The organism is Candidatus Scalindua japonica, from assembly GCF_002443295.1.
In the GTDB taxonomy this organism is placed as follows: Bacteria; Planctomycetota; Brocadiia; order Brocadiales; family Scalinduaceae; genus Scalindua; species Scalindua japonica.
Map to the genome: position 1 here is coordinate 77,670 of NZ_BAOS01000003.1, position 23,791 is coordinate 101,460.

The 23,791-nt window shown below is 39.0% G+C and carries 20 protein-coding genes, 1 pseudogene and 1 CRISPR repeat array (1 of these 22 running past the window's edge); of the genes and pseudogenes, 18 read left to right on the plus strand and 3 right to left on the minus strand.

Features of this window, described 5'->3' with window-relative positions; translation table 11 throughout:
* Positions 1-991: direct repeats of the CRISPR family, unit length 30 nt; unit sequence GTTTTTATATTACCTATGAGGAATTGAAAC (it extends 2,529 nt beyond the left edge of the window).
* A gap of 550 nt (positions 992-1,541) precedes the next feature.
* The gene (locus SCALIN_RS01760; RefSeq protein ID WP_096892546.1) at positions 1,542-1,916 is read left to right on the plus strand and encodes a P-II family nitrogen regulator; all 375 of its coding nucleotides are present in this window, start codon (positions 1,542-1,544) and stop codon (positions 1,914-1,916) included.
* A gap of 91 nt (positions 1,917-2,007) precedes the next feature.
* A complete protein-coding gene (locus tag SCALIN_RS01765) occupies positions 2,008-2,382 on the plus strand; it encodes a P-II family nitrogen regulator (RefSeq protein ID WP_162532105.1) in 375 nt (124 codons plus the stop codon).
* A 190-nt stretch (positions 2,383-2,572) separates the two neighbouring features.
* Here SCALIN_RS01765 and SCALIN_RS01770 read toward each other — a convergent pair whose 3' ends face one another.
* Positions 2,573-2,974, minus strand: a complete 402-nt coding sequence (locus tag SCALIN_RS01770) for a hemerythrin domain-containing protein (RefSeq protein ID WP_096892548.1) — start codon at positions 2,972-2,974, stop codon at positions 2,573-2,575.
* Between the two features lie 607 nt (positions 2,975-3,581).
* Here SCALIN_RS01770 and SCALIN_RS01775 point away from each other — a divergent pair.
* The 3 genes from SCALIN_RS01775 (at position 3,582) to SCALIN_RS01785 (ending at position 6,803) form a co-directional block, all read left to right on the plus strand.
* Positions 3,582-4,271: a DUF1326 domain-containing protein gene (locus SCALIN_RS01775; RefSeq protein ID WP_096892549.1), complete on the plus strand. Its 690-nt coding sequence runs from the start codon at positions 3,582-3,584 to the stop codon at positions 4,269-4,271.
* Positions 4,272-4,288: 17 nt separating this feature from the next.
* Positions 4,289-5,824, plus strand: a complete 1,536-nt coding sequence (hutH, locus tag SCALIN_RS01780; RefSeq protein ID WP_096892644.1) for a histidine ammonia-lyase — start codon at positions 4,289-4,291, stop codon at positions 5,822-5,824.
* 466 nt (positions 5,825-6,290) lie between these two features.
* Complete coding sequence (locus tag SCALIN_RS01785; RefSeq protein ID WP_096892550.1) at positions 6,291-6,803, plus strand: hypothetical protein; 513 nt, start codon at positions 6,291-6,293, stop codon at positions 6,801-6,803.
* A gap of 212 nt (positions 6,804-7,015) precedes the next feature.
* Here the strand turns inward: SCALIN_RS01785 and SCALIN_RS01790 are convergent, their stop codons facing one another.
* On the minus strand, positions 7,016-7,216 hold the full coding sequence (locus SCALIN_RS01790) for a hypothetical protein (RefSeq protein ID WP_096892551.1): 201 nt from the start codon (positions 7,214-7,216) through the stop codon (positions 7,016-7,018).
* Positions 7,217-7,327: 111 nt separating this feature from the next.
* The gene (locus tag SCALIN_RS01795; RefSeq protein WP_096892552.1) at positions 7,328-7,651 is read right to left on the minus strand and encodes a hypothetical protein; all 324 of its coding nucleotides are present in this window, start codon (positions 7,649-7,651) and stop codon (positions 7,328-7,330) included.
* Between the two features lie 368 nt (positions 7,652-8,019).
* Here SCALIN_RS01795 and SCALIN_RS01800 point away from each other — a divergent pair, with 368 nt between their 5' ends.
* The 13 genes and pseudogenes from SCALIN_RS01800 (at position 8,020) to ccsA (ending at position 23,597) form a co-directional block, all read left to right on the plus strand.
* The gene (locus SCALIN_RS01800) at positions 8,020-9,156 is read left to right on the plus strand and encodes a thiolase domain-containing protein (protein WP_162532106.1); all 1,137 of its coding nucleotides are present in this window, start codon (positions 8,020-8,022) and stop codon (positions 9,154-9,156) included.
* A gap of 4 nt (positions 9,157-9,160) precedes the next feature.
* Entirely contained in the window at positions 9,161-10,267 is a 1,107-nt protein-coding gene (locus tag SCALIN_RS01805) for a 3-hydroxyacyl-CoA dehydrogenase family protein (RefSeq protein WP_096892554.1), read from the plus strand.
* A gap of 184 nt (positions 10,268-10,451) precedes the next feature.
* Positions 10,452-11,813, plus strand: coding sequence for a hypothetical protein (locus tag SCALIN_RS01810; RefSeq protein ID WP_096892555.1), 1,362 nt, complete (start codon positions 10,452-10,454; stop codon positions 11,811-11,813).
* A 368-nt stretch (positions 11,814-12,181) separates the two neighbouring features.
* Entirely contained in the window at positions 12,182-12,586 is a 405-nt protein-coding gene (locus SCALIN_RS01815) for a response regulator (protein ID WP_096892556.1), read from the plus strand.
* 41 nt (positions 12,587-12,627) lie between these two features.
* Positions 12,628-12,915: a co-chaperone GroES gene (groES, locus tag SCALIN_RS01820; RefSeq protein WP_096892557.1), complete on the plus strand. Its 288-nt coding sequence runs from the start codon at positions 12,628-12,630 to the stop codon at positions 12,913-12,915.
* A 13-nt stretch (positions 12,916-12,928) separates the two neighbouring features.
* Positions 12,929-14,521: a chaperonin GroEL gene (gene groL / locus SCALIN_RS01825; protein WP_096892558.1), complete on the plus strand. Its 1,593-nt coding sequence runs from the start codon at positions 12,929-12,931 to the stop codon at positions 14,519-14,521.
* Between the two features lie 654 nt (positions 14,522-15,175).
* Positions 15,176-16,692 (plus strand): annotated as a pseudogene (locus SCALIN_RS01830) (ISNCY family transposase).
* 245 nt (positions 16,693-16,937) lie between these two features.
* Positions 16,938-18,404: an adenylosuccinate lyase gene (gene purB, locus SCALIN_RS01835; RefSeq protein ID WP_230406538.1), complete on the plus strand. Its 1,467-nt coding sequence runs from the start codon at positions 16,938-16,940 to the stop codon at positions 18,402-18,404.
* A gap of 105 nt (positions 18,405-18,509) precedes the next feature.
* Positions 18,510-19,160 carry a thiamine phosphate synthase gene (gene thiE, locus SCALIN_RS01840; protein ID WP_096892559.1) on the plus strand — a complete coding sequence of 217 codons (651 nt, stop codon included), beginning with the start codon at positions 18,510-18,512 and terminating at the stop codon, positions 19,158-19,160.
* A 113-nt stretch (positions 19,161-19,273) separates the two neighbouring features.
* A complete protein-coding gene (gene hisI, locus SCALIN_RS01845) occupies positions 19,274-19,660 on the plus strand; it encodes a phosphoribosyl-AMP cyclohydrolase (protein WP_096892560.1) in 387 nt (128 codons plus the stop codon).
* A gap of 212 nt (positions 19,661-19,872) precedes the next feature.
* Entirely contained in the window at positions 19,873-20,550 is a 678-nt protein-coding gene (locus tag SCALIN_RS01850; RefSeq protein WP_096892561.1) for an OmpA/MotB family protein, read from the plus strand.
* Between the two features lie 111 nt (positions 20,551-20,661).
* Positions 20,662-22,539 carry a cytochrome c biogenesis ResB family protein gene (locus SCALIN_RS01855; protein WP_096892562.1) on the plus strand — a complete coding sequence of 626 codons (1,878 nt, stop codon included), beginning with the start codon at positions 20,662-20,664 and terminating at the stop codon, positions 22,537-22,539.
* 191 nt (positions 22,540-22,730) lie between these two features.
* Positions 22,731-23,597, plus strand: coding sequence for a cytochrome c biogenesis protein CcsA (gene ccsA, locus SCALIN_RS01860; RefSeq protein ID WP_096892563.1), 867 nt, complete (start codon positions 22,731-22,733; stop codon positions 23,595-23,597).
* The last annotated feature ends 194 nt before the right edge of the window (positions 23,598-23,791 follow it).

The window sequence follows — 23,791 nt, forward strand, 5'->3', positions numbered from 1 at the left end:
AACAAATTTACAAGATTCTCCAATTATTAATACAGATGAGTTTTTATATTACCTATGAGGAATTGAAACCAAGTAAATATAAGTCAAGTCGAACAAACTTCAGAAGTTTTTATATTACCTATGAGGAATTGAAACGGTTATTTGATACCTATATTTTGCGACGAAGCTCTGTTTTTATATTACCTATGAGGAATTGAAACAGATTTTTTCAGAATAATCATTTTTTCCACTTTTTTGTTTTTATATTACCTATGAGGAATTGAAACATGGGAAAACAGTAAGAGTATATCAAGACAAATAATGTTTTTATATTACCTATGAGGAATTGAAACATAAGCTTCTCTTTTGCAGCTTGTACGTAATAGTCTCGTTTTTATATTACCTATGAGGAATTGAAACAGATATTGCAGAAGAAATGCTGGACCTAGAAAGTCAGTTTTTATATTACCTATGAGGAATTGAAACATTTGTAAAGTGACAAATATCTTCCTGTCTAATATTGTTTTTATATTACCTATGAGGAATTGAAACAAGCTACCAGGATCATATATTGTAAGGCATACCAGGTTTTTATATTACCTATGAGGAATTGAAACATATCCTTGATTGTTGATTCTGTGCTGAATTGCCAAGTTTTTATATTACCTATGAGGAATTGAAACCCTGTATTGCCAAGAAATGTGTTGGCTTTTGCTATGGTTTTTATATTACCTATGAGGAATTGAAACATCGCTCTACCAAACTTCGTCTCTTTGTATAAAACAGTTTTTATATTACCTATGAGGAATTGAAACCGCTAGGGATAACCTGCCACCCTAGCGTGTGTACTCTGTTTTTATATTACCTATGAGGAATTGAAACATACTTGCCACCTTGATAAATGTCTCTCCTGTCTCGTTTTTATATTACCTATGAGGAATTGAAACATACTAAAAGTGTTCTTGTTTGGCATCGCCCATTTGTTTTTATATTACCTATGAGGAATTGAAACAATATTCAACGAGATCATACTGCTTCTTAAAGAGTACTCTTGACATGGAATTTTCTCAGGGATACAATTGGGTTTGTTCATTGATCAGAGTGATAGTTGATGAGAGAGAATTTCCTCTGTGACGAGCATGTATATCAGTATATGATATTTCTTCATAAAATCTTCGTTGTAAACTCTATCCATCTTATGTGACGGCTACTCAATGGAAACATAGATGTTTTTTTGTATAATAGTAATGCTTAGTCAGATTGTTGTTTGTTAAAGGAAGTAATAAAATTGAGAATAGTTTCGATAAAGAGGTTTCACGTAAGTACTGTTCGGGATTTGGCATAATAGAGGTAGGCAGATGGTTTATAGCTGCAGATAATCCGAAAGGGGCTTTTGGGGAGGCAAGCTGACGATAATCTTTCAGGCAGACAGCACAGGCTGATAGGGAGGATATCCTTTACGAAAGGTTGGATAAATGATAAATAGATTGATATTGTGTTAAATGAACCGGAACGGTCAAGCGGAAACATTTTTATTCTTATGAAACGGGGGGGGATGTGTTATGAAACTTATTAAAGTAATATTGAAACCTGAAAAGACAATGGACTTGAAAGACTTACTGACAAATTTAGGATATCACGGGATTACAACAAAACACACTTTTGGATATGGAGAAGACAAGAAAATAGTTAAACAGATATATCGGGGAAAAGTGTATGAGCAAAGGACTGATGCGGTAAAAAGAGAAGAACTGGAATTTGTCGTGGCCGATTATAGAGTAAAAAGTGTTATAGACTCTATCAGGAGTGTTACAAAAACTGATGAGGGTGGAGATGGGAGAGTATATGTCCTCCCAATAGAACAGTCGATCCACATTCATACAGGTGACAGACATATAGGCGATTCCACTGAGACAGGTTTTTACGGTGATATATGAAAGTGTTATTAATCTGTAATTTTGTCTTAGAGGAAATGTAGTGTAATAACGAGAATCCAAAATGTCATTATTGAAGATGGGGAGATGTGTTATGAAACTTATTAGAGCTATTGTAAGACCAGAAAAGGCATTGGAACTGAAAGACCTTTTGTCAGGCTCAGGGTATCATGGGATTTCAACTACAGATTGCCATGGTTATGGTGAAAGTAAAAAAATAGTTAAGCAGGTATATCGTGGAAAAGTTTATGAACAGAGAGCAGATGCGGTCAAAAGAATAGAAGTTGAATTAGTTGTACCGGATGATAAAGTCGACAATGTTATAAGGACAATTAGAAACGTTGCCGTAACCAATCATGGCGCTGACGGGCGTATATACGTATTTGGAATGAGTGATTCAGTTCATATTCATTCAGGTGGAAAACATATGGGTGATTACAGTGAAAAGGAGTTGAAAGATGAATTTTGAAATTCCGTTATTATAGATAGACTCTTGTTATACAAAATAGCACAGATGGATGATGAGAAAACTGTCCTCCCTTTCGAGAAGGCAGTTAAATCACTCTGTAGTGTTAGCTTTTTAAAAGCCTCCTTTATCAGGGGCGGTTCTCCCAATTTCTCTATTCTGATTTATCAGCAAACAGATTAAAGCATTCTCATCAATAGCCATGCCTCTCAAGTTCCGGATAGAAATGTTCTTCTTCAAAGGATATTCTGTCTAAAACCGCACCTTTTATACCTCCAAAATCGCCCATAAACTCTTTACTATCAACAGAATCACACGAAGAGTATTTATCAAAAAACGGTATTAACGCTGCCTGAGCAATATTGCCAAGTTCATCCAGAAAGTTTTGCGCTGACGATTTAAAAGAACTATCCGCATCGGGTTTTTCCATTGCTTTCTGTATTACACTGTTCTCTTCCCCAACATGTGCCAGTAAAGCCTCCTTCAGGCTATTAAGTTTATCAACTCTCTGTTGTCCACTCGTCGAATTAATTTGTTCTAATAAATCTTCTGCTACCCTGTGAATTGTTGTAAAGTCGTCTACAGTTGCCCCCATATGGACCTTCTCCTTATTTATATTAAAAATTAACTCTGAATAAATGAATCCTTACACAGAGACATGGAGATTACGGAGAAAACACAATAAAGAGATTAAATGATAAATGTATTTATTCTCCCCACTTCTGGATCTGGCTTGGTCAGGTTGTGTTTGGGTTTTGTGTTTAATAACTCCCGCCTGGATAAGGCTTCCCAATTTAGGGTAATTTAACAATATTCGGATTAGATAACAACAAAAAATATTATTAACAGTTATTTGATAATGGGTGATATGATAATCATAACATAGGAATTTCTCTATTATTTATTCAAATTATCTGTTGAATAAGTGGCGTTGTTGTAATTATTAATTCATAATTCCTTTTAGATGTTTGAGTTGCTTTTTTTCAAATACTCTGTATATTTTCAGTTTACATTACTGGATGATTACCATTGGCGTGCATATTTTTTGATATTCTGAGAAAAGCGGAGAATTTCGTTTATTAGTGGTTGAAGTACGCCTGGGTCGTAATTTACTCCTGTCAGACAGTTATACCGATACCATAAGAAGTGAAAACTAATGGTGCTTGATAATTATTTTGTGATTTTGTTGTGGGAGAAAACTGATGGTTCTAAATAAAAAATATTTATGGATAGGCATCTTTGTTTCATTATTCCTTTTAAGTTTAAGTGGCAAAGTCTTTGCTGGTACTTCCTGGTCTATTAAGGGTGAGTACTTTGAGGGGTGTACATGTAATCCCGGCTGTCCATGCCTTTTTGGTAGTGAACCCACGCACAATAGAACATGTAAGATAACCGGTGTATTTAATATTCATACAGGGCACTATGGACAGAATATATTAGATGGTCAGACTGTAATCGGGATTACCGATTTGACTGCCGGGCCGGATGAGAATTGGATCGTGTTTTATATTAATGGAGACGGATCTACAAGTGTCAGAAACAAGGTATTATTAGATATCTTTCAACATCATGTCTTTGGTTTTACCAGTGTCCCGTCAGAGAGGACCACTGTAAAGTATCTGCCTGTTCATGTGGAGTCATCTGCGTGGCGTAAGAAGGCAGTGGTAGAAGATAACCTGATTCTGGATGTGGAATTGTTAAAGGGCACGGGAGATCCTGACAAACCGACACAGATTGTTAATAAGAGCTTCCCGGTCTGGGCGGATGAGTTTGATACAACACTTAATATGGGAAAGGCCTCTACGCATAGGTACCAGGATGTTGGCCATAAGTGGAATTATGATGGAAGAAGTGGCTTTTCAACAAACTTTCACTTTGAAGACAATGAATAAGTATGTATGATTTTGATATGAAAAATATAATTATCAATGGTGAGGGTCTGACAGTTTCACAGGTAGAGAGTGTCGTTAGAGGTAAAGTAAAGATATCTCTTGGTAAAGAAGTGAGAAAAAGAGTGAACTCTGCGCAAAGAATTATCCAGAAAGCTATAGATGAAAAAAAGGTGATTTACGGTGTGACAACAGGATTTGGGGCATTGAGTGGGAAGTTAATTTCTAAAGACAACAGAAAACAGTTGCAGAAAAATATTGTTTTAAGCCATTCTGCCGGTGTGGGTAGTTATTTTGATGAAGAGATTGTCCGTGGTGTAATGCTGCTGAGAATAAATGACTGTGCGAAAGGCCATTCATGTATCAGGTTTGAGACACTACAGACATTAGTGGAAATGTTGAATAAAGGGGTACATCCGGTTATTCCTGAAAAGGGTTCTGTAGGGGCGAGTGGCGATTTAGCGCCATTGGCACATCTGGCATTGGTATTAATTGGAGAAGGTAAGGCTGTTTTTGAAGATAAAGTGCTATCTGGCAGAAAAGCGATGAAGAGTGCGGGAATTGAGTTGCGCGAGCTTGAGGCTGGTGAAGGGTTGGCGCTGATTAATGGAACTCAGGTGATGACCGGTATTGGGTCAATTGTGGTTGCAGATGCTGTCAAATTACTGAAAAGCGCAGAGATAGCTGCGGGAATGAGCCTGGAGGTGTTGCGGGGTTCGAATATAGAATTAAACGAGAGAATTCATAATGTAAGGCCGCATAAGGGACAGAGAATCAGCGCAGATAATTTAAGAAGAATAACAGAGAATAGTGATATAATCTCCTCCCACGAGGATTGTTCAAGAGTACAGGATGCGTATTCGATAAGATGTTGCCCACAAGTACACGGCGCTTCCATAGACACTTTGAACTATGTCAAGAATGTAATAGAGACCGAAATGAATTCTGCAACGGGTAATCCGTTGATTTTTCATGATACCAATGTGGTGTATAATAACGGTGGTAATTTTCATGGTCAACCTGTCGCTCTGGCAATGGATTTTCTTGCAATTGCACTATCTGAGATTGCTGACATATCAGAAAGGAGAATAGAGAGACTTGTGAATCCTCTCCTGAGCGGATTACCGGCATTTCTGGTAGATGAACCCGGCCTTAATTCAGGTTTAATGATAGCACAATATACGGCTGCTTCACTGGTTTCAGAGAATAAGGTCCTGGCACACCCTGCCAGCGTTGATTCCATACCTACATCTGCCAATAAAGAGGATCATGTAAGTATGGGCACTATTGCGGCAAGGAAGTGTAGACAGGTGCTTTTCAATACAGAAAATGTAATTGCAATTGAATTGTTGTGTGTTGCCCAGGCTCTTGATCTCTTTACAAATCTCAAAGCCGGCAGCGGAAGCATTTGCGCTTACAGGGAAATAAGAAAACATGTTCCACATCTGAAAGAAGATAGAATTATTTCAGATGATATCAAAATAGTGCATAATCTGGTCAGAGATGGAATTATAGTTTCTTCGGTAGAAAAAAAGACCGGTGCGCTAAGTCTTTAGACTGACAATTTCCTGTCTGTCGTAGGTAATATCATTAAATTAACGGTAGATATCGAGTGCTGTGTATCGTTCCTGTCCCATAAATAGCAGGAGGGATTGATGATCCAGATTTAAGGAGTGACACGGTTGCTGCACTCCTTAAAGAAAAATGTTTCATAATAAACCAAACAATCTTATAATGTATCTTCTATTTTTCTATAAATATGATCCACCTCTCTTGCTGTCAGGGATCCAGAAATTGGAATCCTCTTGACAGACTCTTGGTCTCTTTTGTCCAGGGAAGAGAGGTTTTCCCCCTGTATCTTTGTATTAAATCAGGGATAGAGTAATTATCTTTATTTTTGAAACCGCACTGACAGAACTCATCTTTGGCGGGGTGAAGCCCGTACAATCGGAATAGGCGGGCGGACAAAGACAAGAAGTTGGCAGCTTTAGAAGTTGACTTCTTGAATGAAAGGAGTTGTTAATGAAAGTAATAATAAAAGTCAAAATAGTTTTGGCTCTCTCTGTTTTTTTTGCCTGCATTCATGGCTTTGTTTTGACTGATATTCATGCGCAGCACACAGATGTTTTCAATCTTTACCAGGACAAGGGGCCAAATAATCAAAATAATGATGACACGACAAAAGATGTTAAACCTGGTGCTCCTGAAGCGGAATGGATTGAAGTAGAAAATCATATTAAGTACAAAGTATCAGTTGATAAGAGTAAATACGAGGCAAAGGACCTTACTATGGCCGATATAGAACTGTGGGAAATTGTTGATAAGACACCGTTTGAATGGCATCAGGTCGATTTTTATCTGGAAGGTGATATAGAGGAGGTTCATACGAGGACATTTGGTAAACAGGAATGTATTCGCAAGCGAAAGGGAAGTCTGTTCTGGCTTAAGGATGGAAAGAAATGCGTGTATTGGACACCATGGTCTACATGGGATTGCAGGTCTGGAGAAGAAAAGGAAGGTGCTGTTTATCCCTGATTATTAGGTATGGGCATCAATTTATCTTTTTTCATGATAAAGCTCGTCACGCAATAACCCTTGAAGGGTTGTGTAAGCGATAATTTTGAATATAACTACATTTAAGAGCGATTCTGTTTCACAAATTTTCTTGTTTTAAATGGAAAACCTGATGAAAATCAGGTTTTCCACTCATATTTATTTGTTGGACACTTCATTTGAGCTGTGAAGACTCAGGTAAAATCTCTATCCATCACGGTCTTACGCCTGTCCGCCTTTGCATTCTCAACTGCCTGATCACATAAATTACGAATAGTATCGGACAATGCCGGAGCAACGTTGGCGGAAGTGCTCAGTCCTGATGAAGAACGGATATACTTCTTTAGTTTGGATGTAACTATCAGCACTTCTTTATCACTGTTAGAATCACTCATTTATGTAAACTCCTTTTGTTTGAATTATTTTGTGATTTTAGAAAAATACCATTGCATAACGGTTGGTTTTATACCATTGACTTCTTAATAATAGAACAATTTTTTTTGGACTCACGCGTAGGAAATCTTTGTTATAGGATAGTTGACACTTGTGCCACTCCTGTCTTTCGCCTGTATATGTGTCCACGGCTCACAGCCATCTGTCATTCGTACGAAGTGGAAAGGTAGTGGTTGTCTCTGCTTTGGTCCACCACTTGGATTAATGGCAATATTTATTGTTAAAATCTTTTCGTTGACTGCATGGTCTTCATCCTGTTCTGCTATTACCTCGTCATCAAAGGAATCAACCATCACAATACCATCCACTCTCAGAAATTTTGTTTTTGCTCTTAAATCCCATTCAGCTTTTGTTACCTTGATCTTCATAGTTTCCATATGGTTAGCCATCCCCTTTATTTTATTAAAATAATTTGAATAAATTGCACTTATGGAATTAATAGCGAAACTAAAGATTTGCAATATTAATTGCTTCAAGTACCTTAGCAAATACCTATGGAATTGCAAGTCTAAAACATGTAGTATTCGGTTGTGTATTTGTATACTTCTCTTTTGTCATACCTGAATGTTATAAGTGGAAAATTGACAGGAATGACAACATTGGAGCAAAATAAATTATACAAATATATAACCGGGAACTATTAAGAAAATTGGTGACTTTAATAAATTTCTCTATAAAATAAAGTATTAGCATAAAGTATTAGCGAAACTATAATTCTCATCAGACTGAAATGGAGGAGCGTGAGATGTATGTTACTGGAATTGGGAGAACAAAGTTTGGGACTCTTACAGAGTCCATGCCGGAACTGATTTATCAGGCAATGTATAATGCCATTAATGATAGTCCGATTCCAATTGAAGAGATAGGTGCGGTTTACGTCAGTAATTTCATTGGAGGTCCTTCTGAGAAACAGTTGCATTTGAACTCAGTCGTTTCCAGTCTTCTTCCGGAACTTAGATTGCCGATTATACGTGTTGAAACGGCGTGTGCTTCCGGAAGCAGCGCTCTCTATCAGGGGATAATAGCTTTATCACGATTTGAAAACATTCTGATAGTAGGTGTTGAAAAAATGACTGGTTCCACATCTGCCGAAAGTTCTCAGAACCTTGGAATGGCGGGGGACCGGACAGCTGACCAGATGCAGGGTTTGATTTTTCCAGCGCATTATGCACTGGTTGCCCAACAACACATGAAGAAATACGGCACTACCCATGAAGACCTGGAGTTAGTCGCGTTTAAAAATCACAATAATTCCAGATTAAACCCCTTAGCTCATTTCAATCATAAAGATGTAACTCTCGAAATGATAAAGAACGCCCCTGTGATAGCCTCTCCTTTGAACCTGTTTGACTGTTCGCCTATTTCAGATGGAGCTGCAGCCGTTGTAATTTCAAAAAACAGCAATAGTGACAGGGATGTGAAAGTGACAGGTTCCGCTCTGGCAACAGATCATATCTCTCTGTCGCACCGAAAAGAACATACATCTCTTGAAGCTGCTAAGGTGGCCAGCACTCAGGCATACGAGCTGGCGGGAATTACTCCGAAAGACCTTGATATTGTGGAAGTGCATGACTGTTTCACGATCAATGAGCTTGTCGCTATGGAGGACCTGGGAATATGTAATCCGGGAGAGAGTAAAAATTGGATCCGGGAGGGGAGGACATCGATCAAAGGCGATGTTCCAATAAATACCGACGGAGGCTTAAAGGCAGACGGGCACCCAATAGGGGCAACAGGGCTTGCCCAGGTATTTGAAGTTACAACTCAGTTAAGAGGTGAAGCTGGAGAACGTCAGGTAGATGGGGCTGAGATCGGCCTTACACACAACATCGGCGGTGTTGGTGGAACGGCCGTAGTACATATTCTTGAAAGGAGGGGTTGACAGCATGGTATACGAGTGTGAAGATTGTCATAAACAATGGTACTATAATGTAAAGAAGTGTATCTTCTGCCAGGGGGACGTTACGGAACTGGCACCGGCGAAGAGCACTGTCAGAGGATTTACGAAAATAGAGATCCCCTCACCCGGGCATACAAGAGTTCCTTATTGTGATCTTCTGCTGGAGGACGAATATGGGAATTTTGAAATACGAAAGTCTTTTGCAGATCATGAACTGGGAGATATTCTGGCGGCCGAGCCGAAAGAGGCTAAAAAGGTAGCTAAAGAGAGAACGGTTGGAATAGTAGGTGCGGGGACTATGGGTGGCGGTATCGCTCAGATTTGTGCTCAAACAGGATATCATGTTCTCATGATTGACAGACACATAGAGACGTCAAAGAAAGCTCTGGTAAAAATCGATAAGGCTCTTTCCAAAACAACAAAGGACGAAGTGAAACATGAGATTATGGGTAGGATTAAAGCTACTGCAAATCTGTTTGAAATGGAGCATTCGGATCTTGTCATAGAGGTCTTGACAGAGGATATGGAGCTTAAGAAAGAGGTTTTCAGGGAGCTCGACAATGAGTGTTCCAAAGATACAATCTTTGCGACCAATACATCATCGCTTTCAGTAACTGGGTTATCTGAGGTGCTTGAAGATCCCGGCAGGCTTGTTGGCCTTCATTTCTTCAATCCGGTTCCGAGAATGAAACTTGTTGAGATTATAAAGTCAAAAAACACATCTGATGAAGCAGTAGAATATGCTAAGGAGGTTGCGTTCGAACTGGATAAAACACCGGTGATTACGGGTGATGCGCCTGGTTTCATAGTAAATCGTCTTCTTCTGGTATTTCTGAATGAAGCGATGGATAAATTTGCTGATGGCACTTCAACTGCGGAGGACATTGATAAAGCGGTAACACTGGGACTTAATCATCCTATGGGGCCGTTAGCGTTATCAGACTTAATTGGTCTTGATGTCTGCAAAGCGATTCTGGATGTGTTGTACAAGGGCTACAAAGACCATAAATACAAACCATGTAAAACACTCTGCGAGATGGTTGAAAAAGGCAATCTTGGAAGAAAGACTGGGGTTGGATTTTATAAGTATTGATATAACGCGGGGGCACGCTGTTGTGTCCCCTTTTTTATACTGTTAAGGTTAAATTAATATGATTGAGTCAGCAAAGTATGGGTCGGTTTGGTGCTACCCACCGGTTATTGAACACAAATAAAGGAATTTGGCTGGCAATGCCCACCATGTTTACTTATTACGTCTCTTGAAGGGAAGATAAAACATGAATGATAACAAAAAACTTGTTGAAGAACTTGCGGGTAAAATCAAAACCGGTGAGGTCCAGCCATGGAAGACGGAATCAGTTCTGCTGGAAGAATACAGGGTCAATACTCCGGATCACTTTCAAATTGCGGCACTGAGCAGAAGGAAGTGCATAGAGGAACTGACCGGACAGAAGTTTAACTATCTGGAACTACCTGATAAACCCTATTTGATGCAATGGTGCTGTCCGAATGATAACTCTATCTGGCAACTGGAAGCGAGGGATGCGGATACTACCTGTACTCAGTGTGGATCTGATCTGGCGCCTTATGGGGCTGAATCAGAAAGATATCTGCCTCTGGTCAACAATTATATTGGTGGTAGAGAAGAGTACTACTCATCTGCAGGTCAGATAAAGGTCCGTGGTGATATTGACAAAATTTTTACAAATATTTTAGCTTATGGCCCGGGATTCGGCTCTATTGGAATAAGCGTAGGTTGCTTCCGTATTAATAAACTGGGGGGGGCTGAGGTGAAAATAGGTAAATGGGCTGGAGCTGCGCGTAATTTAGGATATATCTTTGCCAGTGAAGAAGAACGCGATAAGGCGGTTTCAGTTGTAAAGACATCTCTGCCTTCTTTAAGAAAGGAGATGGAGGAAAAATACCTGTCGGAATTCAGAGGAGAAATTTATGAGGTTGAGTTTGTAAGAAGACAGCATCACGGGCAGTATTTTATCTATATCTGTTTTTATACCAGGTTTGAAAATGCTCGTGGACATGGCGATACTTCCAGGGCCGTAGGTTTTGCCAGAGGCCGTTTGGATGATGAATTTAATTCTCAGGGAATTGCATACATACAGAGTCTGATTGCAATGGGTTTTGATGGCGATCTTAAGCCGTCTTCCAGGAACCGGCGTGGACGTTATGTATCCGCGCAGGTTAAAGTATCCATACCTGCTTATGAGAAAATGAGTAAGGCTGGTATTGATAAATTAATGTCATACATGGAAATTGATCGTCAGGGTGTCATGCAGGAACAGGGTTATTTTCTCTATTCCGGAATGGGAGGGGAAATTATCCCGGCACTCTACCGTGGAACAAAAGTCAACCCGCGCCCGTACAATGTCTCCTGTACCGAAAACGTTTACGTTGAGATTAATGGCGATGAACTGATTTTTGGTGTAGAATTGCCTAATCTTGAGGTTGGCGCCACTTCAAACAGAGAAGGACCGATCTGTCCGACTGCCAGGGAAGTTCTCAAGGTTATGGGAATAGGGACGTCTAAGGAGTTTGCGGCGGCAGCAGCCGCGATAACGCTGGCGGGAGAATTCAACTTTACACTACTTCACCTGCGTGGTGAGATGTATGCCGGTAAATAATAAACAGCTACTACATGCTTTTCTTTATTTTATCATCTTCAAAATGTTTTATATAAAAACCGTTACCTCTTGTTAATAAACAGTCCCATTGTTTAACTGCGAACTAAATATTTTATGATTGATAATGATGTGTTTGCGACAACAAAAATTATAACCTATATGTAACAAATGCCATAATGGCAGCAAAAAAAATAATTTATGGCCTTGTTTGTCAATGTGGCAGATTGAACATTACCTGTCAAAATATGTAAGCAGTTTCTATTAAATGGCTTCCGTTGTATTTATTTTGAAAAACCATATAATAAATATTGGCATTTTGTTTGCGTATGTTTACGTAATACGTAAATTATAAAAATGTTAAATATCTTATGATGACACTATTAAAGCGAGATAAGGCGGATTACCGAATTTTAATAACGGATGATGACGACGATTGTCGTATCGGCCTGAACGATATTTTTGAGCCTGAAGGTTATACTACATACCTGGCTAGCTGTGGTAGAGAGGCCGTTGAGATTGCGAAGAATAAAATATTGCATTTGCTGATTTTGGATGTACATATGCCGGATTTCAGTGGGTTTGAGACGTTTGAATTCATTAAGGAGGAAAAGAAGATACAGATTCCCTGTATCTTTGTGTCCGCGGACACCTCTAAAGATTTAAAGTTTGAGGCAATTGAAGCGAATGCTTACACATTGATATCAAAGCCGATAAAAAAAGAGATAATTAAGTACGCTGTAGAACAATCACTTGAAAAGTATTATTGGAAATAGACCGTTAAGTTAATCAAACCTTAGAAAGGAGACAATAAGCAATGAAGACAAAACCGTTAGGAGAAAAGATTTTAGTTAAAAGATTTGATGCTGAAGAGAAGACTGCCGGAGGTATTGTATTGCCTGATGCAGCTAAAGAGAAACCAAAAGAGGGAAAAATTATTGCTCTGGGTGATGGAAAATTGTTGGATAGCGGTGAGAGAGCAACATTTCAGGTTAAAAAAGGTGATAGGGTCGTATTTACTTCTTACGCGGGAACTGAGATTGATATTGATGGTGAAGAGTACCTGTTAATGTCTGAAGATGATATCCTTGCAATCATTGAATAATTGGGAGAACAGAATGGCTGGTAAAAAAGTGCTATGTGGTCATGATGCCGGTATGGCCATAAAAGCGGGAATAAATAAGTTAGCAAATGCTGTCAAAATAACCATGGGCCCAAAAGGCAGGAATGTAATTATTGAAAAGAGCTTTGGTTCTCCGACAATTACGAAAGATGGTGTTACTGTTGCAAATGAAATAGAGCTTGAAGATGCTTATGAAGATATAGGTGCCAAGCTGGTAAAAGAGGTTGCATCTAAAACCAATGATATTGCCGGTGACGGAACAACAACTGCAACGGTCTTATCTGAGGCAATATACACAGAAGGGTTAAAAAGCCTTGTTGCCGGGGCAAATCCGCTTGGCATCAAGCGTGGAATAGAGAAAGCCGTGGAGGCCGTGACCATGGACCTTATTAAGAGGAGTAAAGGTGTTTCCGGAAAAAAGGAAATTGAGCAGGTGGGCACTATTGCGGCTAATAATGACCCGGAGATTGGAAAGCAGATAGCAAATGCCATGGAGCAGGCCGGTAGCGACGGCGTAATAGCTGTTGAAGAGGGCAAAGGTCTTGAAACAACTGTAGATTTAGTTGAAGGAATGCAGTTTGACAAGGGGTATCTTTCTCCATACTTTGTTACAGATACAGAGAAAATGCAGGTTGTTTTTGAGGATCCTTATATCCTTATTCATGAAAAGAAAATCTCTGTAATAAAGGACCTTTTACCCATATTAGAGAAGGTATCGCAGTCGGGAAAACCATTTTTGATTATTGCTGAAGATATCGAGGGTGAAGCGCTTACAACTCTTGTGGTGAACAAGATGCGGGGAACATTGAAATGTGCTGTAGTGAAGGCCCCTGAATTTGGGGATAAGCGAAAGGCAATGTTAGGAGATATTGCGGCGGTAACGGGCGCTGATGCTATATTTGAGGACCTGGGAATTGGATTAGACACTCTTAAGCTGTCTGATCTTGGTGGGGCTAAAAAGGTAGTTATCGATAAAGAGTGCACGATGATTATTGAAGGTAGTGGTTCGAAAAAGGAGATCCAGGGGAGAGTTGAACAGATAAGAAATGAGATTGATAATTCTACTTCTGACTATGATGTAGAGAAGCTGCAGGGGAGACTCGCGAAGCTTGCCGGTGGAATTGCAAAGATAAATGTTGGCGCGGCGACAGAGGCTGAGATGAAGGAAAAAAAGGCGCGGTTAGAGGATGCGATGCATGCAACCAAAGCTGCCGCTCAGGAAGGAATTTTACCTGGCGGAGGCGTTGCTCTGTTAAGGTCGGTGAAAGCATTGGAAAAAGTGGATGCCGGGATTGATGATGATGAAAAAGTCGGAGTTAACATAATACGGAAAGCGCTCGAAGTTCCACTCAGGCAGATTTCCGACAATGCCGGTCTTAATGGAATTTTAGTTGTTCAGAAAGTTAAGGAGATGGAAGGGGATAACGGTTTTGATGTTGTAAGTGAAAAGTATACTGACCTGGTAAAGGCAGGTGTTATAGACCCTACAAAGGTTGTCAGAACCGCACTTCAGAATGCCGCAAGTATTGCGGGGTTATTGCTGACAACCAATGCTATAGTCAGCGACGCTCCTGAGAAGGATAATTAATAAAGTAGACGTTGAATAACATTCAGAGGTTTCATATTATGAAAATGCCATCTTTAATACTAAAGATGGCATTTTTTCTTGATGATTCTTCGACTTCGCTCAGTGTGACGTCATCCCCTGCCTGCCGGCAGGGGAGCGGAGTCGAAGGATTGTCCTGTTGTGAACGTAACCTGGCTTGAAAAATATTTTATCAGTCAATAATAATTAATGCAGAATTGTGTACAGATCGACTACTTTCCGACAGTTCTCCTTTCGGACATATGAAATTGTAGCAGATGACCACATGGAGCGAAAGCTGACGGTGTATTGTAATTGTTCAATGGTACTGTTTTAGCTAGAGTAGAACTCTGGCATCTTACTGTTCAGCAGTAAAACGGTGGAAACGCAAGCTCACCAGTTTTCACTATTTGCGGTAGCGCAACACCAGTGTTCACTTTATGTTATAAAAACAGCAAAAAATAGTGAAAAAAGCAAATAAACAAAATTCTTCAGGCTTCGATAGTAACTACAATGAAATATTAGAGAAATTGCAAAAAAATGTGAAAAAATCAGGAGAGGATAATAGATCAACAATTTACAAAGAGGTATAATGATTCCTTAGTATGTAACAAATCAACATAATAAGGAGAATTTTAAATGCAAAACATTCAGCCAATTTCACTGCTAAACGGCATATTCTTACCAGTAGCAGAAACAGGATTCAGAGATTACTTAAGCGTGTGCGAGGAACTAATAGAACGGGAACCCGAAATATTAGAAATGGTGAATAGCGATTTAAACCAACATGCAAAACAAGAGAAGAAAAGCCGCCTGAAAGATCAGGAATGGAATAACCGACATACAAAAACATTTCCCTGGGTTGTAAACCAGGATGAGATAGTTGCAGAGGAGTTAGAGTTAAAAACAGGCCGCCCTCGGATGTCTGCCTATTTAGTGTTTATGTTTACTATGGTAAGAGGGTATGTAGGTAGTATAAAATCTCAACAGGCAAAAGTGTTTATAAGCGAATCAATAACATTGAGATTACTAATAGAGGGCAAAGGAGTAAAGATGCCTGGCTTTAGCACGATACTGGAACTAGTAAACATAGTAAGTAGTGAAACAATGCAGGCGATATTTGATGCACAAATCCGAATGGTATTAAGAGAAGAGTTAGACGACTTTAAAGAGTTGACGATAGATAGTACAAGCGTAAAAGGGAATACATCATGGCCAACGGATTCAAAGGTATTAACAAGGTTGGTAGGACGGGCCTATAAAAGAATTCAAACGATAAATATATTCACAATAGAAACGAGAAAGAGCACAGAAGTCGAATGGAAATTAAAAGAGATGACCGGTTTATGTAAAAGCATAGATTTAAATGTGGGCAAGAAGAATGCCAAAACGAAGCGCAATAAGGCCTATAAGAGATTGTTAAAGCACGCAAAAAGAGCAAATAAACTATTACGCAAAGAGCTACAAAGGATAGAGAAAGCTGCGGCAGAAGTCGATATAAAACCTACACAAAAGGTACGACTAATTCGAGTAATAGAATTAATAACAGAGGATCTCAATAATTTAGAAAAGGTAATGGATTATTGTCCCAAGAGAGTATTTAAGGAAGAGAAGATAAAATCATCAGATAAAGTGTTAAGTCTCTCAGATGGAGACGCAGCATTTATAAAGAAGGGGGGTCGTGAGCCTAAAATAGGATATAAGCCACAATTAGGGCGTAGTAAAAACGGATTTGTATCAACCTTGGTAGTTCCAAAGGGAAATGCGGCAGACTCAGGTGAATTGAATGGAACGATTGAAGATCATATAATGCGGACAGAAGTAATACCTCAAAAAGTTAGTACGGATGATGGATATGCGAATGCAAAGATACGAACAAAATGGCTATCAGCAGGAGTCGAAATATTTAGTATAGTGGTTCCAAGGGTAAAAACATGATAACAGAAGAGGAGTGGGAGAGTGAGGAGTACAAAGAATCCCGAAATAATCGTTCGGCAGTCGAATCCATGATGTTTACGATAAAACATAATTTTGAATTTGGTGTTGTGATGCGCCGAGGCATAGAGAATGTTAGGGCAGAGTTATTAGAGAAAGTTATCGCATACAATTTCTGTAGAATATTAGAGGTAAAAAAACAGAATAGAAAGCGTGAGTTACAAAAAGTAGCAGCTTAGAAGTATATAGATTTTAGATCTAAAAAAGATAGACAGTACTGGTATGCCTACAGAAGCAATAATCATGCGGAACACACATAAATTTTTAATGAATTATAGTTACTAACGTAAATTCAGACACTTTGGTATATGCCGAAGGCCTATGGCTGTTGACTGTACCCCTTTTCGGCTAAGCTCTAGCTAGAGTAGAACTCTGGCATCTTACTGTTCAGCAGTAGAACGGTGGAACAGTAAAGGATAAAATTATGAAGAAGAAAAATAATAGATCAATGGATAAAAAATATCATAAATACCAGAGTCCGCTTGCCGAAAGATACGTGAGTGAAGAGATGAGTTATAATTTTTCAGATCATTTGAAATATAGCACATGGAGAAAACTCTGGATCGTGTTGGCCGAAACAGAGAAGGCCCTTGGAATTAAAGCAATATCTCGAAAACAGATTGATGAAATGAAAAAATTCCAGGATAATATAAATTTTGATGTAGCCAGAAAGCATGAACTCAGGGTAAAACATGATGTAATGGCACATGTTCACGCTTTTGGTGAACAGTGTCCCGCTGCAAGTCCGATAATCCATTTAGGTGCAACAAGTGCGTTTGTACAGGATAACGCTGATTTAATAATTATGAAAAACGGTATGAATATCCTGTTAAAAAAACTGATTAATATTATCGATGCGTTGGTTGTGTTTGCCAGAGAGTATAAAGGGTTGATTACATTGGGTTATACCCATTACCAACCGGCCCAGCTTACTACCGTTGGAAAAAGGGCGTGTCTGTGGATGCAGGACTTTATTATTGATGTGGAGGATCTGGAAAACCGGATAGATAATTTAAGGTTTAGGGGCGCTAAAGGTACGATAGGGACGCAAAACAGTTTTATGACCCTGTTTAACAGAGATGAAGAAAAGGTAAAACTGCTTGATAAGCAGGTATCAAAAAAGATGGGATTCGACAAAATCCTGCCTGTCGCGGGTCAGGTCTACACTCGTAAACTGGATAGTCAGATTTCAGATGTTTTGTCCGGTATCGCTCAATCGGCACATAAGTTTTCTAATGATCTCAGGCTTTTGCATAATTTGAGAGAAATTGAAGAGCCGTTCGGGAAGAAGCAGATTGGTTCTTCCGCCATGCCGTATAAACGAAACCCTATGCGTTGTGAACGGGTGGCATCTCTTGCCCGCTACATAATCTGTAATGGTTTGAATACAGATTTTACGAGTAGCGTACAGTGGTTTGAAAGAACGCTTGATGATTCTGCGAACCGGCGACTTGTCTTGCCGGAGATGTTTGTCGCGACAGATGCAATGCTGGATATTGTCCTTGGCGTTGTTCGTGATTTAAGTGTCTATCCGAAAGTAATTGAGAAACGAGTTAATGAGGAGTTGCCGTTTTTGGCCTCGGAAAGCATATTGATGGAAGCTGTTAAGGCCGGTGGAAACAGGCAAAAGCTCCATGAAAAGATACGTAAATACTCTATGGAGACTGTTACGCTTATCAAAGAAGAGGGACTGGATAATGATTTCATTGAGCGAGTCAAAAAGGACAAGGATTTTGCGGTGATTAAAGAGAGGTTGGATGACATATTAAAACCGGAAAACTTTACAGGCAGGGCTCCAAAGCAGGTGACTGAGTATATCTCCGGGGTTGTAGCTCCCATACTGAGAAAATTCAAAAAACTGATTGGTGTTAACATAGAGTTCAAAGTGTGAGGACTTTAAAGTTGTAGCCGCGGACTTTAGTCTGTGCAGGCTAAAGCCATGCTGCTACTTAATTCGTTTCTTTTTAAAACCTGACACAATTTAAGAATTCAACTTATGAAAATTATGAGTGATTCGTCAGAAGGATTGGGTTTTATTCTGATAACAGACAGGAAACTCTGTGAAACAAATCTCACGGATATAATAAAACAGGCAATTGAAGGAGGAATCGGGACTGTCCAGTTAAGAGAAAAGGGTCTGAGCACGGTAGCTCTGTATCGGTTGGCAAAAGAGATTCGTGAGATAACAGATAAAAGAAATGTAAAGCTGATAATTAATGACAGGGTTGATATAGCAATTGCTGTTGGAGCGGATGGTGTTCATCTTGGATGGCAATCCATGGAAGCAGGCATAGTACGGAGTATGGTCGGGCAGGATAAATTGATTGGTTTTTCGGCTCATAGCCTTGCTGAAGCCGAGAGGGCCGAAAACAGTGGAGTGGATTACATTACCATTAGCCCTGTTTTTGATACCGCAAATAAAGATTATTACCTAACTCCCTTGGGAGTGGATGAAATAGGGAAGATAATGGAGCAGATAAATATTCCTGTAATTGCGTTGGGGGGTATCAATGAAAACAATGTAAATATAGTGCTTGATAGCGGTGTTGATGGTATTGCCGTAATTTCTGCTATACTGCAGTCTGATAGCCCGGTACAATCCGCAACACGGATTTACAGGAAAATTATAGAGTTTAAATTGAAATAATATTACAATAGGCCAGGTTTACCACCCCATTAATCCCTTAAAATAATTAGATTAATGGGGTGGTAAAAAACTCTATATTTATTTTTTAAAAGTATATTTTTTCAGGAGTGGAGATGCAATTATTTGATAACATTAAATTTGATGATAAAGGCCTGATACCGGCCGTAATAGTAAATGTGGCTGATAACAGAGTATTAACGCTCTGTTTTATGAACCGGGATGCAGTGGACAAGACAATTGAAACAGGTAAAGTACATGTATTTAGACGTTCACAAAACAGATTAATGATTAAAGGAGAAACGTCAGGCCATACACAGTTGGTAGAGGAGGTTTTCTTTGATTGTGAAGGCAAATCCTTAGTTCTTAAAGTTAAGCAGAATGTTGCGGCATGTCATGCCGGTTACATGTCATGTTACTATAGAAAGTACAATAGTAGTACTGACAGTATCGAAATAAACGAAGAGAAAATCTTCGATCCGGAGAAAACCTATAAGACTTAATCAGGTTGTAATAAGAAAATTTACCAATTTCAGATGTTCCTGAAACCCAGTATAAAGGAGTAGAGGTTAATTACTTTTTTTAGTAAAATTTAGTACCTGGTAATAGTCAAAAATTGCTTGCAAAGGGTATTATCACGTGTTATATTTGTTTCTTAATATTGTCTGTCTTTGCTAACTATATTTTTGAAATTAGTGAGGGGAGGAAGCATGACATGAATAAAAATATAGGTCGTTTTGGACTCGTGTTTTTAGCGATAGCAGTATTGTTAGTGCAGGGTTGTGCTGAGATGACTGAGTTGAGGACTGCCAATAGGCGTCAGGCAATTACCGTCCGCGATCAAATGACTGAGCTTGATAAGTTGAGGGCGAAATTAGAAGCTGCCGATAAAGTTAACAGAGCTTATGCAGATCGCGCACAGTCAGATGCGAGAGAGAAGAATAGACTTCGTGCCGAATTGGAAAGACTTGTTAGTTCTATCGGAGAAGGCGCTGCTGTAAGAGATACATCTGAGGGTCCTATGATTCAGCTTCCGGAGACAATTTTATTTGATTCCGGTCTCGCAAAGTTAAAGGCTAAGGGTAAGGTGGCTCTTGAGAAGATTGCCGGCCATCTGAAATCTCACCCGTCAGCCATAGTAAGAGTTGATGGGCATACGGATAATGACCCTATAGTAAAATCAAAATATCTGTGGGAATCGAACCATCATTTATCTGCCGGAAGGGCGTTAAGTGTTTTTCATTATCTTGTAGGAAAAGGGCATCTGGAAGAGAACAGAATACACATAGCCGGCTTTGGCCCAAACAGGCCGATAGCCTCTAATAATAATAAAACCGGTAAGAAACAGAATAGAAGAGTTGAGTTTCTTATTTTATCTCCAAAATCCGGTTAGAGAAACTGAACAGTAATAAATAAATTTTATTTAAATTGAAACACTTCTTACAAAGCTTAAAAGCCTTGCTATAAGTAGAGGAAGATGTTGTGGAAGAAAAAGTAAGGCCGTATGTCAAAAGAAGCAAAACTACAAGAAAAAAAGGCAAAAACTAGTAATAGCAAGATTTGGGATATACTCTGTTCTGTCAGGCTTGCTGTTATAATAATCATCATAATGGCCGTTGCATGTATTTTGGGAACGGTCATTCTCCAACAGAAATCTCCTGAAGAATATGTAGGCAGGTACGGAGCAGGTCTTGCTAAATTCTACTCTGCAATCCAGTTTACCGATATATTTCACTCCTATTGGTTCTCGTTCCTTCTGGTGTTATTGTGTGTAAATTTAGGTTGCTGTACTATTAAGAGGTGGCGCAATACGCTACTCATGATCGGTTTCCTGGTTACACATATCAGTATAATCATGATCCTGATAGGCTGTGTTGTGGACCTTCTTACAGGTGTAAAAGGTGGTGTTAATGTTTATGAGGGGCGATCGGTAGACTACTATCTGAATCGGGCTGACTATCAGAAGGTACCGCTAGGTTTTCAGGTGTTTTGTGATGATTTTATCATAGAGAAGCATCCTCCCAAATATAAGCTGATCACTTACGTTAAAGACAAAGATAAGCAAAAAGCGGTTCCTGCAAAAGTTGGTAAGAGGATTAGCGTCCCCGGCTCTAATTATGCGGTTACCGTTAAAGATTTTATATCTGATGCGGAAATTCAACATGAGCCGATAAACCTGTCCGATAAACCTGATAATCCGGCTTTATATATTCAGCTTGCAGAGAATGATCAAGTTACTGCAGAAGGTTGGCTTCTTGCTAAAGACCGGAATTGGTATAATGATACAAGGCGTAATCTGAAAATAGACTATGTCTGGGCTGACACAGATAAGGAGCATGAGAAACTTGCGAATGCTGCGAGTAAGAGCACTAAACCGACGCTGGAGATCAGGATTGAAGGGAAAAATATTGTAAAAAGTATGCCGGTTGTAGTAGGGGGAAAAATTCAGATAGAAGGTGCTGAATATGTAATTGAGATAAAAGAGTTTGTGTTGGACTACTCCAAGAGATTAGTGCCATTAAGTGAGCAGGAACCAAATAACCCCGCTGTAATGGTAGAAATCAGTGGTCCCGACGGAAAAGACTCTCGCTGGTCGTTTGCGAAGTATCCGGATTATCAGGATAAGTCTCATCAAATAATCTATAAGGATGTTAAACTTTCCTGTACTGTGCCTGAGAACTTTTCAGACTCAAAGCATAGAATCAGAATTGTCCAGAATAAAAGTGGAAAAAAGACAATTACCTATATTAAGGATGAAAAGGTAATTAGTACCAATGAATGGGAACTTGACAAAAGTTATGATATTGTTGATTCAGAGTTGAGCATCAGGATTGCAAAGTTTTTCCCATCACATAGTTTAAAAAAGATGGTTGTTAAAAGGGTTGGCGGACATGAGGGCCATAACCATGGTCCTGGTGAACATGTCGGAAACCCTGCTGTTTTAATAGAGATGGAAGGGCCGAGAGGGAAGGTTGCTGAGTGGGTCTTTGCACATACTCCTCCACATTGGTATCCCGATAACAACTTTGCTGTATTGTATGAAAAATCCGGTATGGAGGTTAAAGATTATAAAAGTATACTGAGAGTTGTGGAAAACGGCCAAACTATGGTGACAAAGACTATTGAAGTCAACAACCCTCTGAAGTATAAAGGTTTTGTTTTCTACCAGTCCAGTTATGACCCGGAGGGGGAGAGATACACTGGCCTTCAGGTTACAAAAAACCCAGGTATTATAGTGGTGTATGCCGGATTTATTCTTTTGTGTCTGGGGATAGTATTTATCTTCTATATAAAGCCTTTCCTGAGAAGGAAATTGAATAAAGGGAAAAAGATAGAAGAGTATTATTCTGAAGAAGAGATGTTAGCGGAACATATTGAGTAAACCCTGATTTTATAAATTTATATTATACTAATTATAATTTTATTTCATATTCCCTGTTAAAAGATTTTTTGTTGGTGGGTGAAAATCATAAAATATGATTTCGTAGAAAATAGTGTTGAATTGTTAATTTTTTAATATATGATTAATAAATAATGATTATTGTTTAGTAAAATATAGAAGAGAGGTTTATTATGCTGAGTTTAACATTCTATGTGTATATTGCAGCTATAGTTGCTTATATCGTCAGGGAAGTCTGGAGAGCGAAAACTATACGTTGGATCGCTTTTGGCATTTTTGCCAGTGGTTTTATATTAAATACAATTGTAGTCCTGAACAGATGGGCCGAAGCAAATCATGCCCCAATGTCTGATAAATATGAATCATTTGTTTTTTTTGCATGGAGTATAGCGCTTGTTTATCTGATATTTGAACTTGTTACTATCTTTATTGTCAAAGTCCATGAATCCCGTATTGGGATTATTGGTGCATTGCAAGGTGTTCTGGCGGCATGGATGATCTGCTCTGCGCTTGGTATTGATAATTCAATAAAGGAGTTACCCCCTGCTCTGCAAAGTAACTGGCTGGTCACTCATGTAATATGTTATTTCCTCTCTTATTCAGCGTTGAGTATGTCTTTCTCAGCTGCGATAGTTCATTTAATACGTAAAGCTTTTGTTTCTGACAAACCAAAAGAAGCTGATGCAGGAAGCCATATAAAGAAAGACTATAGTTTTGACAAACTCGCCTATATTGCAGTTTCTATAGGATTTCCTTTTTTAACTATAGGATTGATTACCGGTTCGATCTGGGCAAAAGGGGCATGGGGTACATATTGGGGATGGGACCCTAAAGAGATCTGGTCTCTCATCAGCTGGCTTGTTTATCTTACTTATATGCATCTACCATTGATGTTGCCTAAAACAAGTATTAAGAAATCATTCAGACCTATATTGCTTTCAATTATCCTCCTGATCGCCTTTCCAATAGTTCTGTTTACCTTTATGGGGCTACATAAGCTTCCAAGTTCTGCGGATAGTGACCACATATATGCGGAATAAAACTTAAATTACTAATGCATGTTTTAGTAAAAATTCTATCAGATCCTTCAGTTGCATACTTAGATGTGCTGAAGGGTCTGAATTAAATATCTCCTCTTATTTCACTCCTTCTACACAGATAAACGGTTTGTTAAAATTGTAAAAATTATATTTACAATTTGTGAGAAATAACTATATTCTAGGTTTTAGCTGTG

What these genes read in the sequence shown, in the direction of transcription:
- SCALIN_RS01765 (WP_162532105.1), top strand. Translation starts at nt 2,008, where the DNA reads ATGAAACTTATTAGAGCTATTGTAAGACCAGAAAAGGCATTGGAACTG.
- SCALIN_RS01850 (WP_096892561.1), top strand. Translation starts at nt 19,873, where the DNA reads ATGAATAAAAATATAGGTCGTTTTGGACTCGTGTTTTTAGCGATAGCA.
- SCALIN_RS01785 (WP_096892550.1), top strand. Translation starts at nt 6,291, where the DNA reads ATGAAAGTAATAATAAAAGTCAAAATAGTTTTGGCTCTCTCTGTTTTT.
- SCALIN_RS01795 (WP_096892552.1), bottom strand. Translation starts at nt 7,651, where the DNA reads ATGGAAACTATGAAGATCAAGGTAACAAAAGCTGAATGGGATTTAAGA.
- SCALIN_RS01775 (WP_096892549.1), top strand. Translation starts at nt 3,582, where the DNA reads ATGGTTCTAAATAAAAAATATTTATGGATAGGCATCTTTGTTTCATTA.
- SCALIN_RS01770 (WP_096892548.1), bottom strand. Translation starts at nt 2,974, where the DNA reads ATGGGGGCAACTGTAGACGACTTTACAACAATTCACAGGGTAGCAGAA.
- SCALIN_RS01815 (WP_096892556.1), top strand. Translation starts at nt 12,182, where the DNA reads ATGATGACACTATTAAAGCGAGATAAGGCGGATTACCGAATTTTAATA.
- SCALIN_RS01805 (WP_096892554.1), top strand. Translation starts at nt 9,161, where the DNA reads ATGGTATACGAGTGTGAAGATTGTCATAAACAATGGTACTATAATGTA.
- ccsA (WP_096892563.1), top strand. Translation starts at nt 22,731, where the DNA reads ATGCTGAGTTTAACATTCTATGTGTATATTGCAGCTATAGTTGCTTAT.
- SCALIN_RS01810 (WP_096892555.1), top strand. Translation starts at nt 10,452, where the DNA reads ATGAATGATAACAAAAAACTTGTTGAAGAACTTGCGGGTAAAATCAAA.
- groL (WP_096892558.1), top strand. Translation starts at nt 12,929, where the DNA reads ATGGCTGGTAAAAAAGTGCTATGTGGTCATGATGCCGGTATGGCCATA.
- purB (WP_230406538.1), top strand. Translation starts at nt 16,938, where the DNA reads ATGAAGAAGAAAAATAATAGATCAATGGATAAAAAATATCATAAATAC.
- thiE (WP_096892559.1), top strand. Translation starts at nt 18,510, where the DNA reads ATGAAAATTATGAGTGATTCGTCAGAAGGATTGGGTTTTATTCTGATA.
- SCALIN_RS01790 (WP_096892551.1), bottom strand. Translation starts at nt 7,216, where the DNA reads ATGAGTGATTCTAACAGTGATAAAGAAGTGCTGATAGTTACATCCAAA.
- groES (WP_096892557.1), top strand. Translation starts at nt 12,628, where the DNA reads ATGAAGACAAAACCGTTAGGAGAAAAGATTTTAGTTAAAAGATTTGAT.
- SCALIN_RS01855 (WP_096892562.1), top strand. Translation starts at nt 20,662, where the DNA reads ATGTCAAAAGAAGCAAAACTACAAGAAAAAAAGGCAAAAACTAGTAAT.
- SCALIN_RS01800 (WP_162532106.1), top strand. Translation starts at nt 8,020, where the DNA reads ATGTATGTTACTGGAATTGGGAGAACAAAGTTTGGGACTCTTACAGAG.
- hisI (WP_096892560.1), top strand. Translation starts at nt 19,274, where the DNA reads ATGCAATTATTTGATAACATTAAATTTGATGATAAAGGCCTGATACCG.
- SCALIN_RS01760 (WP_096892546.1), top strand. Translation starts at nt 1,542, where the DNA reads ATGAAACTTATTAAAGTAATATTGAAACCTGAAAAGACAATGGACTTG.
- hutH (WP_096892644.1), top strand. Translation starts at nt 4,289, where the DNA reads ATGAAAAATATAATTATCAATGGTGAGGGTCTGACAGTTTCACAGGTA.